At 71.3% G+C, this 17017-nt stretch carries 11 protein-coding genes; 4 read left to right on the top strand and 7 right to left on the bottom strand.

The window, feature by feature from the left end:
- Positions 1–37 precede the first annotated feature (37 nt).
- On the bottom strand, positions 38–1798 hold the full coding sequence (locus OG510_RS25590) for a TIGR03767 family metallophosphoesterase (RefSeq protein WP_406139854.1): 1761 nt from the start codon (positions 1796–1798) through the stop codon (positions 38–40).
- A 326-nt stretch (positions 1799–2124) separates the two neighbouring features.
- Here OG510_RS25590 and OG510_RS25585 point away from each other — a divergent pair, with 326 nt between their 5' ends.
- The 3 genes from OG510_RS25585 (at position 2125) to pepN (ending at position 9452) form a co-directional block, all read left to right on the top strand.
- On the top strand, positions 2125–5457 hold the full coding sequence (locus OG510_RS25585) for a S8 family serine peptidase (protein ID WP_406139852.1): 3333 nt from the start codon (positions 2125–2127) through the stop codon (positions 5455–5457).
- 210 nt (positions 5458–5667) lie between these two features.
- The gene (locus OG510_RS25580) at positions 5668–6696 is read left to right on the top strand and encodes an aspartate-semialdehyde dehydrogenase (RefSeq protein ID WP_164265246.1); all 1029 of its coding nucleotides are present in this window, start codon (positions 5668–5670) and stop codon (positions 6694–6696) included.
- A gap of 179 nt (positions 6697–6875) precedes the next feature.
- A complete protein-coding gene (gene pepN, locus OG510_RS25575) occupies positions 6876–9452 on the top strand; it encodes an aminopeptidase N (protein WP_406139850.1) in 2577 nt (858 codons plus the stop codon).
- A 177-nt stretch (positions 9453–9629) separates the two neighbouring features.
- Here pepN and alc read toward each other — a convergent pair whose 3' ends face one another.
- From alc to OG510_RS25545, 6 genes are all read right to left on the bottom strand, one after another.
- On the bottom strand, positions 9630–10760 hold the full coding sequence (gene alc / locus OG510_RS25570; RefSeq protein WP_406139848.1) for an allantoicase: 1131 nt from the start codon (positions 10758–10760) through the stop codon (positions 9630–9632).
- Positions 10761–10838: 78 nt separating this feature from the next.
- Positions 10839–11756: a LysR family transcriptional regulator gene (locus tag OG510_RS25565; protein WP_164265243.1), complete on the bottom strand. Its 918-nt coding sequence runs from the start codon at positions 11754–11756 to the stop codon at positions 10839–10841.
- A gap of 113 nt (positions 11757–11869) precedes the next feature.
- The gene (locus tag OG510_RS25560) at positions 11870–12100 is read right to left on the bottom strand and encodes a hypothetical protein (protein WP_164265242.1); all 231 of its coding nucleotides are present in this window, start codon (positions 12098–12100) and stop codon (positions 11870–11872) included.
- A gap of 20 nt (positions 12101–12120) precedes the next feature.
- A complete protein-coding gene (malQ, locus tag OG510_RS25555; RefSeq protein WP_406139847.1) occupies positions 12121–14166 on the bottom strand; it encodes a 4-alpha-glucanotransferase in 2046 nt (681 codons plus the stop codon).
- Between the two features lie 24 nt (positions 14167–14190).
- Positions 14191–14430: a hypothetical protein gene (locus OG510_RS25550; RefSeq protein WP_164265240.1), complete on the bottom strand. Its 240-nt coding sequence runs from the start codon at positions 14428–14430 to the stop codon at positions 14191–14193.
- A 436-nt stretch (positions 14431–14866) separates the two neighbouring features.
- Entirely contained in the window at positions 14867–15403 is a 537-nt protein-coding gene (locus OG510_RS25545) for an HNH endonuclease (RefSeq protein WP_164265239.1), read from the bottom strand.
- 338 nt (positions 15404–15741) lie between these two features.
- On the opposite strand from OG510_RS25545, the gene OG510_RS25540 reads away from it, so the two are divergent.
- A complete protein-coding gene (locus tag OG510_RS25540; RefSeq protein WP_406142548.1) occupies positions 15742–16806 on the top strand; it encodes a mechanosensitive ion channel family protein in 1065 nt (354 codons plus the stop codon).
- The last annotated feature ends 211 nt before the right edge of the window (positions 16807–17017 follow it).

Raw genomic sequence — 17017 nt, 5'->3', positions numbered from 1 at the left:
CGGCGGTAGCAGCGATGAGGGGTGAGGACGCGCCGGATCAGCGCTTCTTGAGGACCAGTTCGGTGTTCCGGTCGGCGGCCGCACCCGAGAGGTCCGTACGGGAGCCGGGGGCGTTGAAGGACAGTTCCCGGTAGAGCGCGGCGAGTCCGGTCTGCGAGAGGTCGGTGAAGTCGGTGCGGTGCGGGGCCGCCGACTCGACCAGGGTGGTGAAGAGCGAGAGGGTGCCGTCCTTGTTGTCGGTCAGCTCGAAGACCCGGGCGAGCTGCGGGAAGTCGATGTGCGACGCGGTGGTGACCTCCCAGAAGGAGCCGTGCGGCTGGATCTTGTTGCGGTGGCTGTGGCCGTTGATCCAGGCGATCGCGTTGCGGTGCCTGCCCAGCAGCGCGACGATCTCGGCACCGGAGTGGTTCCGCTCGCCGGGGCGGGCCGGGTCGGGGTGGGTGTTGGTGATGGTCCAGCTGTTGTGGTGGCTGAAGACCAGGGCGTGTTCGCCCGTGTGGGCGGTGAGCGTGCGGTCCAGCCAGTTCAGCTGTGCGGTGCCGACCGTGCCGGTGAAGTGGCCGCCCCTGCCGGTGGTGTCGAGGCTGATCCCGATGACGCCGGGCGCGATCCGGAAGGTGTAGTAGAGGGTGTCGTTGTCGAGGTTGGCCCGGGTGTAGCCGTGTCCCACCGGACCGGCGCCGGCGTGCGCGGGGTCGAGATGGGCGGTGAGGTACTCGCGCGGTGTGAAGGGGGCGCGGGCCGGGTCGGGGGTGATGGGGCGCAGGTCCTTGCCGTGCCTGCGGACCAGGGCGGCGAAGTGGCTGCCGTCGAAGTCCCCGTTCTTCTGGTCCGTGGCCAGCTGGGCGCGCGCCTCGGCGGCCGGGATCTCGTACAGCTTCCGTCCGCCGGCCGCGAAGTCGGCCAGGAAGTGGCCGCGGGCCGCCATGGATCCGCTGCTGAGCGAGTCGTGGTTGCCGACGGTCGAGTACCAGGGCATGCGCAGGCCGGGGCTGTTGACTGAGCGTACGGCCGCCGCGAGGAACCCCTCGATGTGCGGGAAGCCGCGCTGCTTGTCGGTGTCGCGCAGGGCCGAGTCCGGGTGCCAGAAGTGCTTGATGCCGGAGTCCTGGACCCCTTCGTAGCGGCGCGGGTCACCGGTGTTGGGGGTGATGCGTCCGCCACTCATCACCGTGAGGAACCAGCCGAGTTCGGCGTGGGAGTTGTTGTCGGTGTTGTCCCCTGTGGTCATCACGAAGGAGAGCGGCGCCCCGGTGGCGGGGCCGGTGCGCAGCGCGTTGACGCGTTCGACCAGGGAGACGGCGCCGGGCACGGTGAGCGCTTCGTGGGGGCGCCAGGCCGCGGTGTCTGCGGGGCGCAGGAACTCGCCGCGCACCGGGTGCTGGACGTCGGTGAGGTGCAGGTCGGTGAGTTGGACGAAGGCGGCGACGGTGGTGCGCCGGGTGGCGCGGCCGGAGCGGGCGGCGGCGAGCCGGTCCCGTACGACACGGTCCCAGCCGGGGCCTTCGCCCAGCCGCCGGTAGCCGCTGCCCGGGTGGCCGGTGCGGGGGGCCGCCGCGGTGAGCAGGGTGGTGCCGGCCGGTGAAGGGCCGGCGGGCCTGACGGGTGCGGCGGGCGCCGAGCGGAGTGCGGCGGGTACGGCGGCGCCGGGCGTGGCCGGTGCGGGCGCGGGTGCGGCGGAAGCGCCGCCGCCGGTGCCGACGGCTGTGCCGACACCGGCGGCCACGGCTGCGGCGCCTGCGGCGGCGAGAAGAGTGCGGCGGTCGAGTGCGCGGGCGGCGGAACGCATACGTGGCATGGCTCGGTCTCCCCGGTGGCAAGGGCGGCGGGGCTGTTTTCCCCGCTCCTCCGGATGGTTGGCAGCGGGCATGACCTGTGCGTGAACGAGACCGCAACAGGCAACACCGATCACCGCACAGGGATCACCCGCGGTCCGCGGAAGAGACGTACGGCCCGGCGGACCGGAGTTGAGCGGGTCCGTCCCGCTATGCGCGGGGTGGCGTATGGCGGAAGACCGCCAAGGAACATCCACCGGACGGACAACTCTCCCCAAGGGAGAGTCATTTAGGTAAAGATCTGGTCATCAGGCTCCGGATTCCGGACCTTTCCTTCCACATACCAGGGATGCAGATGAGCCTCGAATTCCCCAGCTCCATAACCCGGGCGAGACGCGCGGCGCGGGTCGTGTCCGCCGCAGGCGTGGTGCTCGCCCTCGCCGCGGCAGGCGCCGCGCCCGCGGTCGCCGCCGCGGGTCAGGACCGGCCCGCGCCCCCGGGGGTGAAGACCGTGAAGCCCGCCGATTCCGCCGCGGACAAGCTCGGCGCGTCCGACGCCCAGCTGCTCGGCCGGGCCGAGCAGGACGGCACCAAGTCCGTGACCGTCATGGTGGCGACCGCCCCGGGCGCGACCGGCCAGGTGCGCAAGCAGTTCGACGCCGTACCCGGTGCGATCGTCGGCAGGGCCGACGACAAGCTGGGGTACGTACGGGCCACCCTGCCGACGCCCAGGGCGGGTTCGGCCATCGAAGCGGCCGGGAAGCTGTCCTCCGTCCACGGCATCGACCTCAAGCAGGAGATCGAGCTGGACGACCCGACCCCCGCCGGTGACACCGCGAAGGGCGCCACGGCCCGGGCGTCCGCCGGCCCGTACGCCGCTCCTGGCCGGAAGACCCCGGCCAGGAACCCGTACAACCCGTCCTTCGAGACGGGCGCGGTCGACTTCGTGCGGCAGCACCCGAAGTCCGACGGCCGGGGGGTGACCATCGGCATCCTCGACTCCGGTGTCGACCTGGGCCACCCGGCGCTGCGCAGGACCAGCACCGGCGAACGGAAGATCGTCGACTGGGTGACCGCGACGGACCCGGTCGCCGACGGCGACGGGACCTGGCTGCGGATGAACACCGCCGTCAAGGGCCCGTCCTTCACCGCCGCCGGCCGTACCTGGAAGGCCCCGGCCGGCTCGTACCGCTTCCAGACCTTCGCCGAGAAGGTCACCACCGGCGGCGACGAGGCGGGCGACCTCAACCGGGACGGCGACACCACCGACGTGTGGGGCGTGCTGTACGACCCGGTCGCCGGGACCGTGCGGGTGGACCTCGACGGCGACGGGGACTTCACCGACGACACCGCGATGAAGCCGTACAAGGACAAGTTCCAGATCGGCTACTTCGGCAAGGACGACCCGAGGACCGAGGTGGCCGAGCGGGTCCCCTTCGTGGTCGAGAACCGGAAGAACGTCGTCTACGACGCGGCGGGCAACACGTCGGACTACGTCAACATCGGTGTCATCCAGGGTGAGCACGCCACCCATGTCGCTGGCATCACCGCGGCGAACGGCCTGTTCGGCGGCGCGATGAACGGCGCGGCGCCCGGCGCGAGGATCGTCTCCTCGCGCGCCTGCACCTGGAGCGGCGGCTGCACCAACGTCGCCCTCACCGAAGGCATGATGGACCTGGTCGTCAACCGCGGCGTGGACATCGTGAACATGTCGATCGGCGGGCTGCCCCCGCTCAACGACGGCAACAACGCGCGCGACGAGCTGTACAAGCGGCTCATCGACACCTACGGCGTCCAGCTCGTCATCTCGGCCGGCAACGAGGGCCCCGGTGTGAACACCATCGGCGACCCCGGCCTCGCCGACCATGTGATCTCCGTCGGCGCGACCATCTCCAAGGAGACCTGGGCCGCCGACTACGGGTCCGGTGTGACGAAGAAGAACGACATGATGCCGTTCTCCTCGCGCGGCCCGCGTGAGGACGGCGGCTTCACACCGACGCTCTCCGCGCCGGGCGCCGCCGTCAACTCCACTCAGACCTGGCTGCCCGGCGCTCCGGTGAAGGAGGCGGGTTACCCGCTGCCCGCCGGATACTCGATGCTCCAGGGCACATCGATGGCCGCCCCGCAGGCCGCCGGTGCGAGCGCGCTGCTCCTCTCGGCCGCGAAGCAGCAGCACATCGAGCTGCCCCCGGCCGATCTGCGGACCGCGCTCACCAGCACCGCCACCCACATCAAGGGCGTCCCGGCGCACGCCGAGGGCGCGGGCCTGATCAATATCGTCGGCGCCTGGAAGACCATCAGGAAGGCCGCGGACTCCCGGCAGGGCGCCGCGCACGAGTACACCGTCAAGGCGCCGGTCGACACCGCGATCGACGACGCCCTGAAGACCCCCGGCCACGGCACCGGCGTCTACGACCGCGAGGGCGGTCTCAGGGCCGGGCAGCAGAAGACGTACAAGGTCAGCGTCGTGCGCACCACCGGGCCCGACCGGGCCGTCGCGCACCGGCTGTCCTTCCGGAACAACGACGGCACGTTCTCGCTGGCCGGTCCGGCGCGGGTGTCTCTGCCGCTGGGCCGTGCGGTGACCGTGACCGTCCGCGCGAAGCCCGCTTCGGCGGGGGCGCACAGCGCCATCCTCCAGCTGGACGACCCGGGGACGGCGGGCACCGACCGGCAGATCATGGCCACCGTGGTCGTCTCGAAGCCGCTCGCCAAGCCCTCGTACACCGTCGAGCAGTCCGGCTCGGTGCAGCGCAACGGCACCAAGTCGTACTTCCTGACGGTGCCGGAAGGCGCCAAGGCGCTCGAAGTCGGGATGAGCGCGCTGCGGTCGGGCAGCCAGACCCGGTTCATCTCCATCCACCCGTACGGGGTGCCGGTGGACGACACGTCGACGCCCAGCTGCTACCCGAACTACGACAACCCGGCCAACACCTGCCGCCCGGATCTGCGGTCCTACCCGGACCCGGCGCCCGGTGTCTGGGAGATCGAGGTGGAGGCCCGCCGTACGTCGCCGTACCTCGACAACCCGTTCAAGCTGGACGTGGCGCTGCTGGGCGCCGCATTCGACCCGGCCGTCCAGACCCTCCCCGAGGCGAAGGCCGGCACTCCGGCGCCCGTCGAGTGGACGGTCCGCAACGGCTACGCCGCCATCGACGGCACACTGAAGGGCGGCCCGCTCGGCTCGTCCGCCGAGGCCACCCCGACGGTCGGGGAAGGCCAGAGCAGGACCACCACGGTCACCGTCCCCGAGGGCGTCGACCGGTTCGACGTCTCCATCGGCGGGACCTCGGACACCGGCGCCGACCTGGACCTCTACGTCTACCGGGACGGCGCCCAGGTCGGCTCGTCCGCGGCCGGCGGCTCCGACGAGTCGGTCAGCCTGCTCAAGCCGGCCGCCGGCACGTACACGGTCGAGGTGGACGCCTACGCGGTCCCGGCCGGGTCGACGACGTACAGCTACCGCGATGTGTACTTCGCGCCGTCGCTCGGCTCGGTGCAGGTCGACGCGGCCAAGAAGGTGAAGCTCGCCACCGGGGCCTCGGCGGAGCTCGGTGCCCGGATCGTCGCCGCGGGACCCGCGCCCGCCGGGCGTGAGCTCTTCGGCCAGGTCCAGCTGCTGAACGCCCGCGGCACGGTCGCGGGAACGGGCAGCGTCCGGATCGCGAAGGTCACACCGTAACTGTGCGAAACGCCGCAACCGTGCGGAATAAGGTGTGAACAACAGGGGAGCGGGGCAGGCGCCAGGATCGGCGCCCGCCCCGCTGTCCGTTCCCCGGACAATGGATTGGACAAGGCGCCGCCGGTCGTACGCATGATGGTGCGGCCAGCCGTGGCCGCCATGGCCAGCAATGACGCGCAGCAGGTGCGCAGTGAGTACGGAGGAGTCACCGTGAGGGTCGGAATCGTCGGAGCCACCGGTCAGGTCGGCACAGTCATGCGCAAGATCCTCGCTGAGCGGGAGTTCCCGGTCGACGAGCTGCGGCTGTTCGCCTCCGTGCGCTCCGCGGGCACCACCCTCGCCTGGCAGAGCAAGGGCGTCACCGTCGAGGACGCGGCCACGGCCGACTACTCCGGGCTGGACATCGTGCTCTTCTCGGCCGGCGGCGCCACCTCCAAGGCGCTCGCCGAGAAGGTCGCGGCGCAGGGCCCCGTCGTGATCGACAACTCCTCCGCCTGGCGCCGCGACCCCGAGGTCCCCCTGGTGGTCTCCGAGGTCAACCCGCACGCCATCGCCGACCGCCCCAAGGGCATCATCGCCAACCCGAACTGCACGACGATGGCCGCGATGCCGGTGCTGCGCCCGCTGCACGACGAGGCCGGTCTCGAAGCGCTGACCGTCGCCACCTACCAGGCCGTGTCCGGCTCGGGTGTGGCCGGTGTCGCCGAGCTGCACGACCAGGCGGCCAAGGTCGTCCCCGACGCCGACCGGCTGACCCACGACGGCGGCGCTGTGGACTTCCCCGAGCCCGGCGTCTACAAGCGCCCCATCGCCTTCAACGTGCTGCCGCTGGCCGGCTCGATCGTCGACGACGGCTCGTACGAGACGGACGAGGAGCAGAAGCTCCGCAACGAGTCCCGCAAGATCCTGGAGATCCCGGAGCTGAAGGTCTCCGGCACCTGCGTCCGGGTCCCGGTCTTCTCCGGCCACTCCCTCCAGATCAACGCCCGCTTCGCCCGCCCCCTCACGGTGGAGCGCGCCTACGAGCTGCTGAAGGCGGCCCCCGGCGTGGAGATCTCCGAGATCCCCACCCCCCTGCAGGCCGCCGGTACCGACCCGTCGTACGTGGGCCGTATCCGTAACGACGAGACCGTGGAGAACGGCCTGGCCCTCTTCGTCTCGAACGACAACCTCCGCAAGGGCGCCGCGCTGAACGCCGTCCAGATCGCGGAGCTGGTGGCGGCGGAGCTCAGCGCCTGAGCCCACCGCAGCACTTCCGGGGCCGTACGGGCCCCACAGCGAGCGCACAGCCCCGCAGCCCCGCCCCGCCGGGGCCGCTGGACTGTGCGCTCCGTCGTATCCGCCCGGTCCGGCCCACTCGTCCGCCTGCGGGCGTGGAAGGATGAGCGGAAACGTCACATACCGAGGAGATGACCCGGGTGCCCGGCACAAATCTGACCCGCGAAGAGGCACGGCAGCGTGCGAGCCTGCTCACCGTCGATTCGTACGGGATCGACCTCGACCTCAGCGGCGCGCAGGAGGGAGGCACCTACCGGTCCGTGACCACGGTGCGCTTCCGGAGCGCGGAGGCCGGGGCCGATACCTTCATCGACCTCATCGCGCCGGCCGTCCACGAGGCCGTCCTGAACGGCACGCCCCTGGACACCGACGCCGTGTTCAAGGACTCGCGCATCGCGCTCTCCGGGCTGCTCGCCGGGGAGAACGAGCTGCGGGTCGTCGCGGACTGCGCGTACACCAACACCGGTGAGGGCCTGCACCGCTTCGTCGACCCGGTCGACGACCAGGCTTATCTGTACACCCAGTTCGAGGTCGCCGACGCACGGCGGGTCTTCGCCAACTTCGAGCAGCCCGACCTGAAGGCGACCTTCCAGTTCACCGTGAAGGCCCCCGAGGGCTGGACCGTGATCTCCAACTCGCCGACGCCCGAACCCCGCGACCACGTCTGGGAGTTCGAGGCGACGCCGCGCATCTCGACGTACATCACGGCGCTCATCGTCGGCCCGTACCACTCGGTGCACAGCAGCTACGAGAAGGACGGCGTGTCCGTCCCGCTGGGGATCTACTGCCGTCCGTCGCTGGCCGAGTTCCTCGACTCGGACGCGATCTTCGACGTGACCCGGCAGGGCTTCGACTGGTTCCAGGAGAAGTTCGACTACGCGTACCCGTTCGCCAAGTACGACCAGCTGTTCGTGCCGGAGTTCAACGCGGGCGCCATGGAGAACGCGGGCGCGGTGACCATTCGCGACCAGTACGTCTTCCGCTCGAAGGTCACCGACGCCGCGTACGAGACGCGCGCCGAGACGATCCTGCACGAGCTGGCGCACATGTGGTTCGGCGACCTGGTCACGATGGAGTGGTGGAACGACCTCTGGCTGAACGAGTCGTTCGCCACGTACACCTCCATCGCCTGCCAGGCGTACGCGGACGGGTCCCGGTGGCCGCAGTCCTGGACGACCTTCGCCAACTCCATGAAGACCTGGGCCTACCGCCAGGACCAGCTGCCGTCCACGCACCCGATCATGGCCGACATCACCGACCTGGACGACGTCCTGGTCAACTTCGACGGCATCACGTACGCCAAGGGCGCGTCCGTCCTCAAGCAGCTCGTCGCCTATGTCGGCATGGACGAGTTCTTCCAGGGCGTGCAGGCGTACTTCAAGGAGCACGCCTTCGGCAACACCCGTCTCGCGGACCTGCTGGGCGCGCTGGAGAAGACCTCGGGGCGCGATCTGAAGGCGTGGTCGACGGCGTGGCTGCAGACCGCGGGGATCAACATCCTGCGCCCGGAGATCGAGGTCGACGGCGCCGGCCACATCACCTCCTTCGCCGTGCGCCAGGAGGCCCCCGAGCTGCCCGCGGGAGCGAAGGGCGAGCCGACGCTGCGCCCGCACCGCATCGCGATCGGCTGCTACGACCTGGACGAGGACGGCAGGCTCGTCCGGACGAACCGGATCGAGCTGGACATCGAGGGTGAGCGCACCGAGGTGCCGTTCCCGCAGGACACCCCGCGCCCCGCGGTGATCCTGCTCAACGACGACGACCTGTCGTACGCGAAGGTGCGCCTCGACGAGGAGTCGCTGCGCGTCGTCACCGAGCACCTCGGCGACTTCGCCGAGTCGCTGCCGCGCGCCCTGTCCTGGGCCTCCGCCTGGGACATGACGCGCGACGGCGAGCTGGCCACCCGTGACTACCTGGCACTCGTGCTCTCGGGCATCTCCAAGGAGTCGGACATCGGCGTGGTGCAGTCGCTGCACCGCCAGGTGAAGCTGGCGCTCGACCTGTACGCGGACCCGGCCTGGCGCGAGGCGGGGCTGAGCCAGTGGACCGAGGCGACGCTGGCGCATCTGCGGGCCGCCGAAGCGGGCAGCGACCACCAGCTGGCGTGGGCCCGCGCCTTCGCCACGACGGCGCGCACCCCGCTCCAGCTGGATCTGCTCAGCTCGCTGCTGGAGGGCGAGGAGTCGATCGAGGGTCTGGCCGTCGACACCGAGCTGCGCTGGGCGTTCGTGCACCGGCTGGCCGCTGTCGGCCGGTTCGACGAGGAGGAGATCGCGGCCGAGCTGCAGCGTGACCGGACGTCGGCGGGTGAGCGGCACGCGGCGAGCGCCCGTGCCGCGCGTCCGACGGAGGCCGCCAAGGCGGAGGCGTGGGCGTCGGTCGTGGAGTCGGACCAGCTCCCCAACGCCGTGCAGGAAGCGGTGATCGGCGGCTTCGTCCAGACCGACCAGCACGAGGTGCTCGCTCCGTACACGGAGAAGTACTTCGCCGCGGTCGAGGGTGTCTGGGAGTCCCGCAGCCACGAGATGGCCCAGCAGGTCGCGGTCGGCCTGTACCCGGCGCTCCAGGTGTCGCAGGAGACGCTGGACGCGACGGACGCCTGGCTGGAGTCCGCAGGGCCGAACGCCGCGCTGCGGCGGCTGGTGTCCGAGTCGCGCTCGGGCGTGGAGCGGGCGCTCAGGGCCCAGGCGGCGGACGCGGCCGCGGCGCGCGCCTAGGGCTGTCGCGCGCACCCGGGAATGAGTGCGGGGCGGGTGCTCGGGGTCCGGCAGGACCTCGACCACCCGCCCCTTCCCTCTGTGCGGGTTTCCCCCCGGCCTCCGGACAGAGGTGTCAGCGGTGTCGGCGGTGTCGGCGGTGTCGGCGGTGTCGGCGGTGTCGGCGGTGCGTGCGGGTCAGGACCCGTTGTACCGGCGGCGCAGCTCCGCCGTGCCCGCATCGGTGAACGTGCCGTGCAGGCGCATCCGCGCCACACCGCCGTCCGGGAAGGTGTCGAGGCGTACGTGTGTGACGACCGACTCGGCGGCGAGCTTGAAGCGGTGCAGGGTGTCGGGCTGGAGCTTGGTGCGCGGGATGATCTCGAACCACTCGCCGGACTCGCCGTCGCGGCCGCTCAGCGCGATCCAGCCGGCGGCGTTGCCCTTGAGGTAGGCCGTGTCGATCTCCACGGCGCGGACGGCGCCCTGGGCGGCCAGCCGGAACCGCACCCAGTCGTTGGTGTCGCGGACGCGGCGGCGGCGGTTCTCCCAGCCGTCGTCCATCTTGCGGGAGGTGCCGGGCAGGATGATCTGGGTCGGCGACGAGTAGAAGCGGTCCGAAGCGTCCTCGTACGCGGCGCCGTTGAGCACCGAGGCCAGGTCGACCGTGGAGAGCAGGCCGAGCCACTCGGGGTCGGGGACGACCTCGCCGTGCACGCGGAGGCGGGCGACGCCGCCGTCGGGGTGCTGGCAGAGCCTGACGTGGGTGTAGACGCGCTCACCGGTGATCTCGAAGGCGTTGGCCGCGTGGCCGAGCACGGGGGACCGCGGGATGATCTCCTCCCACTTCACGTCGTCGGCGAGCAGCTCGTCGGGGCTCGGGGAGCCTTCCACCGTGGCGCCCTGGACCGATATCTGCTGCGGGTAGTTGCCGCGGAAGTGGGCGGTGTCCACGATGATGCCGCGGATGATGCCGGGGGCACCGAGCCGGACGAGCGCCCAGTCGTGGTCGTCGGGGGTCGGGAAGGGCGTCTCGGCGGACGCTCCGCGCCGGCGGCGGGTCTCCCAGCCGTCCATGATCTTGCCCTTGTGACCGAAGTGCTCGGGGTCGAAGACGGCACGCTCACGGACGAGCAGGTTCTCGCGCTCGGCGAAGAACTCGTCATTGGCGGCGACGACACCGGCACCGAGGCGGCGGTCGGCCAGGTCGACCAGCTCGGTGAAGGCGTGGTCCCCCGAGCGGTAGTCGGCGTACGGGTCGCCACCGCCGTACGGGGCCGCGTCGTTGGCGTGGGGGTCCTGGGAGCTCGCTGCATCGGTGGAAGTCATGCTCCGACTCTCACCCAGAACCACCGATCACGTCCATCGAAAGTTTCCACAGGATCCATTCAGTGGAACTGAACGATGCTACGGGTGGCCGCCCCGGTCCCCCGCGACCTCGCGGAGCGCGTCCAGCACCCGCCCGACCGCAGTGCCCCCTTCGGCCCCGCGCCGCACCGCGGCGATCACATGGCGCTGCGGCTGGTCGGCGCTGAGTACCCGTGTCACCACCCCGGGACGGCGCTCCCCGCCCACCGCCATCCTGGGCACGAGCGCGACGCCCATCTCCGCCTCCACCATGGCCAGGATCGCCGTCCAGCCGGCCGCGCTGTGCGCCTGCTCGGGGACGAAACCGGCGGCCTCGCAGGCCGCCGTGGTGATCTCCGACCAGGGGCCGCTGCCGCCGAAGATCCATGCCTCGCCGGAGAGGTCGGCGAGCCGCAGCCCCTCGGCGGCGGCCAGCGGGTGCCCGGCGGGCAGCGCCACGTCCAGCGGGTCGGCCAGCAGGGGCAGACGGGTGAAGCGCGGATCGCGGGCGGTCGGGGCGTGGGCGGCGAGGGAGATCGCCAGATCGACGTCGCCGCCCGAGAGCAGTTCGTACGCCTCGGCCGCCTCGGCCTCCCGGATACGGACCTCGACGGCGGGGTGGCTGCGGCGCAGTGCGGCTACCGCGGGGACCACCAGGGCGGGAACGGCGGTGGAGAAGGCGCCCACCCTGACCTCGCCCGCCTCCCCCTGGAGGTAGCCGGCCAGTTCGGCGTCCGCGCGCTCCAGCTGGGCGAAGACCGCCTCGGCGTGCCGGAGCACCAGATGGGCCGCGTCGGTGAGCCTGACCCGTCTGCCGTGCGCCACGAGGAGCGGTACGCCGAGCTGCTTGGCCAGGTTGGAGAGCTGCTGGGAGACGGCCGACGGGGTCATCCGGAGCACCTCGGCGGTGGCCGTGACGGTGCCCCGCTCGCTCAGCGTGCGGAGGATCTGGAGCTTCCGGATGTCCCACTCGGTCATGCCCGCAACCTATCGCCGCCGGGCGGGGCACCGTCCCGGAGCGGGGCAGAACGCAGCGATGCCGCGGGGCCGGTCGGGCGGCTCCGCGGCACCTCAGGTGAAGAGGGCGGGTGTCACGCCTTCTTGCGGGACTTGTCGAGGACCATCACCAGTCCGGCGATGATCCCGAACAGGACGAGTGGTGTGATCACAAAGAGGCCGATCGTGTCGAAGACACTCAGGCCAGGACCGGGGTCGTCGCCGTCGTCGCGGGTCAGCGCGAGCGCGGGGGACGACATGAGCAGCATCATCAGCGTCGTACCGGCTGCTACGGCTCCGGCGCGCACGGCGTTCTTCTTGTCCACGGACCAAACGTAGCGAACGGCTATACGGTGTGCGCGCCCGGGGGTGCCGTACGCGGCCGGAACTCAGCCATCAGGCGGTGCAGACGGGGCGAAGCGGCCACTTCCTCCAGGGTCATGGGCCTGCCTGCCGGGTCGGCGACCGGCAGGCGCCAGTTGGGGTACTGGTCCCAGGTGCCCGGAAGGTTCTGCGGCCTGCGGTCCCCCACCGCGTCCGGCAGCCAGATGCCGGTCATCCGGGCCGGGGTGCGCAGCAGGAAGCGGTGCACCGCCCGGACTTCCCCCTCCTCGTCGCCCGAGCCCTCGGGCAGCAGCCCGAGCCGGGAGAGCAGGCCGAGCCACTCGGCGAGTTCGGCCTTGTCCTCGGCCTGTTCCTGGCCCAGTGGGCGGGTCAGCAGGCCCAGCCGGTGGCGGAGTTCGACGTGTTCGCCGGTCAGCCGGGCCGCGGTGGAGGGCAGATCGTGGGTGGTCGCGGTCGCCACGCACTCCTCGCGCCACTTCTCCGGCGGCAGCGGCCGGCCCGTACCGCTCCAGTCGCGCTCGAACCAGAGCACCGAAGTGCCCAGTACGCCGCGGCGCGAGAGGGATTCACGGACGCCGGGCTCGACCGTGCCGAGGTCCTCGCCGATGACGGCCGCGCCCGCGAGGTGCGCCTCCAGGGTGAGGACCGCCAGCATCGCGTCGGCGTCATAACGGACATATGTTCCGGTGGTGGGATCGCCGCCCTCCGGTACCCACCAGAGCCGGAAGAGCCCCATCACATGGTCGATCCGGATCGCGCCCGCGTTCCGCAGGATGCCCTTCAGCAGTCCGCGGTAGGGCGCGTAACCGGAGGCGGCGAGCGCGTCGGGGCGCCAGGGCGGCAGACCCCAGTCCTGGCCGCGGGCGTTGAAGGCGTCCGGCGGGGCGCCGACGGACATCCCCGGCGCGAAGGTGTCCTGCTGGGCCCAGGCGTCCGCGCCGTCCGGATGCACCCCGACGGCCAGATCGTGGACCAGGCCGGTCTCCATGCCCGCCGCACGGGCGGCGCGCTGGGCGTCGGCGAGCTGGCCGTCGGTCAGCCAGGCCAGCCACATGTGGAAGTCGACACGGTGCTGGAGCGCCGCGCGGGCGCGGGCCGTCCCGTGCGAGCGGGGGTCGCGGAGCGGCGTGGGCCAGGTGTGCCAGTCGGGCCCGTGCCGTTCGGCCAGCGCGCACCAGGTGGCGTGATCCTCCAGCGGGCGGCCCTGGTCCGCGAGGTAGTCGGCGTAGGCAGCGCGTCTGCCGGGGCCGAGCGGCACCTCGTACACCAGCTCCAGGGCTTCCTTCTTCAGCGCCCACACGGCGTCCCGGTCGATCAGGGCGCCCCCGTCGAGCACGGCTTCGCGCAGCGCGGCGGCCCGGCGCAGATGGCCGCGGTCCTCGATGTACGCGTACTCGGGCACCGCGTCGACCCGCAGATGTACGGGGTCGGGGAAGCGCCGGGACGAAGGCCGGTAGGGCGAGGGGTCGGTGGGCGTCCCGGGCGCCGCCGCGTGCAGCGGATTGACCTGGACGAATCCGGCGCCGTGCACCCGCCCCGACCAGGCGGCCAGCTCGGCGAGGTCGCCGAGGTCGCCCATGCCCCAGGAGCGCGCGGACAGCAGGGAGTAGAGCTGCACCAGGAAGCCGTGGCTGTGGCCCGGGGGCTGTGGCACCCGGTCGGGCGCGACCACGAGTGCGGCCCGCGCGGTGCGTCCGTCGGCCGCTTCGGCACGCAACCGGTGCACGCCGAGCGGCAGTTCCTGCCACTTGTCGAGGGTGCCGCCCTGCTCGGTCTCGATCCGCAGCCGGGTGCCCGGCGGGAGGTCCCGCACGACAGGGGGCCGCTCACCCGGCCTGGCCACCACGGTCGGTGGCAACAGCCGGTCGGCCAGGGCCGCCTCGTGACGGGCGAGCGCCGCGCCGGCCGCCTCCGGTGTCGACGCGTCGATGTCGAGCGCGGCGAGGACAGCGATGACGGTGGTGTCGGAGACCGGCACGGTGACGTCATCGGACGGTGCGTAGCTGGTGGCGACTCCATGCAGCGCGGCGAGCCTGGCAAGGCTCATGCGGACTCCCCGTTCAGGCTGCGGTCAGATCCCGGCAGCCGTTCCGTATGCGGTGGGCTCACTGGTCAACGGGGTGAAGTCGGCGAGCGGCGGCTCGCTGGTGAGGGGTGCGACATCGGAGAGCGGGGGCTCGCTCGTCAGCGGCAGCTCCATGGAGCTGGTGCTCGCGTCGGGGTCGGGCATCAGGTCCGGCACGAGCTCCGGAACGGTCTCCGGGACAGGTTTGGACAGGGCCGAGAGCAGAAGCTGCGCTGAAGCGGCCACGAGAATCTCCGTAAGGTCGGCGACGAGGTTGGACCCAAGCCCTACCCAGCGGGCGCGGCCCCATCCGTATTCGTCTCACCAACGTGCGCCGGGTCACATTCCGTTCCCCGCAGAGGAATTGTCCACACCACCACCGGATCGGGCAATTCCGGCACACCGACCGGGTATCAGCAGGTGAGCGGATGGACTGCTGAGCCGACGGTCCGCTAACCCGACGAACGGCTGAACCGACGAACCGGATAACCGACAACACACATAACCGACAAAGTGACAACGTGACGAAGTCATGAAGTCATGAACTGGTGAGGTGATGAACCGATGATTCGCACGACCCGATGATCCGCACGGCTGACCCGCATGGCCGCATCCGCCCCGCGGCACAGCCCCCGCAGGGCGGAACACAGCGCAGCGGACAGCCCGGAAACAGCCCGGCCCGTCAGGCGGACACGCCGTCGATCCGCGCCATGGCGTCCTCCGCCCCGAACGGCTGCAGATACGGCAGCCAGCGCGGGTCCCGGTGCCCGGTTCCGATGATGCGCCAGGCGAGACCGCTCGGCGGGGCCGGCTGGTGGCGCAGGCGCCAGCCCAGTTCCAGCAGGTGCCGGTCGGCCTTGACGTGGTTGCAGCGGCGGCACGCGGCCACCACGTTGTCCCAGCGGTGCTGTCCGCCGCGGCTGCGCGGAATGACATGGTCGACGCTGGTTGCGACGCCACCGCAGTACATACAGCGGCCGCCGTCCCGCGCGAAGAGCGCACGGCGGGTGAGCGGGACGGGCCCCCGGTAGGGGACCCGCACGAACCGCTTCAGCCGTACGACGCTGGGCGCGGGGACGATGCGGGTGGCACTGTGCATGAAGGCGCCGGATTCCTCCAGGGAGACCGCTTTGTTCTCCAGGACGAGGACGAGCGCGCGACGGAGCGGTACGACGCCGAGCGGCTCGTACGACGCGTTGAGGACCAGGACGTGCGGCACGGTGGATGCCTCCTTGTACGCCGGCGGCGCGTGGCTCGCGCCGGGACGATCTGCTCTCAGTCTCTCCTCATGCCTGATGGAAGCGCCACCAACGTCAGGTAACGGGCTCGGAGTGTTTTCGTCCGCACCTGGCCGTTCCTGAGCGTTCGTGCACGGTTCCCGGCGGTTTTCAGCAGTCTTCAGCGGCCTCCGGTGGGAGCCACGTCCTTCCTGCCGGTCCCCCGCGTGGGATACGTCTCTCCGCCGATCGGGACGGCGGAAGCAGCCGTGATGCGCCGTTAGTGTGGAGGTTCTGCCTGCTTCCCCTGGAGGTTTCCGCTGTGAACGCCGTGCATGCCGTGGCCTGGTCCCTAGCGACGGGTGACAGCTCTCGGCCCGGTACGGCCGACACTCTCGACGACGCCCAGAAGTCCGCGACCAATGCAGCCGACTGGGTGCAGCAGAACTGGTCCACCTGGCTGTCGATCGGACTCCGGATCGTCCTGATCCTGGTCATCGCCACCGTGCTGCGCGCCCTGGTCAGGCGCGCGCTCACCCGGCTGATAGAGCACATGAACCGCAGCGCGACAGCCGTCGAAGGCACCGCGCTCGGCGGCCTGCTGGTCAACCAGGAGCGCCGCCGGCAGCGCTCCGAGGCCATCGGTTCGGTGCTGCGCTCGGTGGCGTCCTTCGTGATCCTGGGCACCGCGGCGCTGATGGTGCTCTCCACGCTCAAGATCGACCTGGCGCCGCTGCTGGCGTCGGCAGGTGTCGCCGGTGTCGCCATCGGCTTCGGCGCCCGGAATCTGGTCACCGACTTCCTCTCCGGCGTCTTCATGATCATGGAAGACCAGTACGGCGTCGGGGACAGCATCGACGCGGGGGTCGCGACCGGCGAGGTGATCGAGGTCGGGCTGCGGGTGACCAAGCTGCGCGGTGAGAACGGCGCGATCTGGTACGTACGCAACGGTGAGATCAAGCGGATCGGCAACCTCAGCCAGGGCTGGGCGACAGCGGCCGTGGACGTCCAGGTGAAGCCGACCGAGAACCTGGAGCGGCTGCGCGAGGTGATCAGCGCGGTCGGACAGGATCTGGCCAAGGACGAACCGTGGAACGAACAGCTCTGGGGCCCGGTCGAGATCCTGGGCCTGGACTCCGTACTGCTGGACTCGATGGTCATCAGGGTCTCCGCCAAGACGATGCCGGGCAAGGCCCTGGGTGTGGAGCGGGAGCTGCGCTGGCGGCTGAAGAACGCACTGGAGGAGGCGGGCATCCTGGTCGTGGGCGGCCCGGTCACCGTCGACACCGAGGAGCCGCCGGTCGACTCGTCGGCCTCCATGTCGGCGCCGTCCGCGCTGGCCAGCCCGAGCTCGCCGCAGTCGCTCGCGGCATCGCCCATCCCGCCGCAGAACCTCTCGAAGTAGCAGAACCTCTCGAAGCGGCGGAGAAAGACGGCCCGGCACGGCGACGCCCCGGGCCCGTCCCCCCGCCGTTCACTCTCCGTACGCAAGAGCGCCCCGCAGAACACGCGGGGCGCTCTTTTCGGCTGCCGAGGTAACGCTTTGGCCGCCGGACCGGGACAGACCATTGACGCCCGGCTGACCTGCGGCCTACGTTCCTCCCACCGAATTGGAA

The sequence above is a fragment of the Streptomyces sp. NBC_01089 genome (assembly GCF_045162975.1).
In the GTDB taxonomy this organism is placed as follows: Bacteria; Actinomycetota; Actinomycetes; order Streptomycetales; family Streptomycetaceae; genus Streptomyces.
Note: the sequence above shows the minus strand (reverse complement) of the source record. Positions and strands in the feature narration are given on the sequence as shown.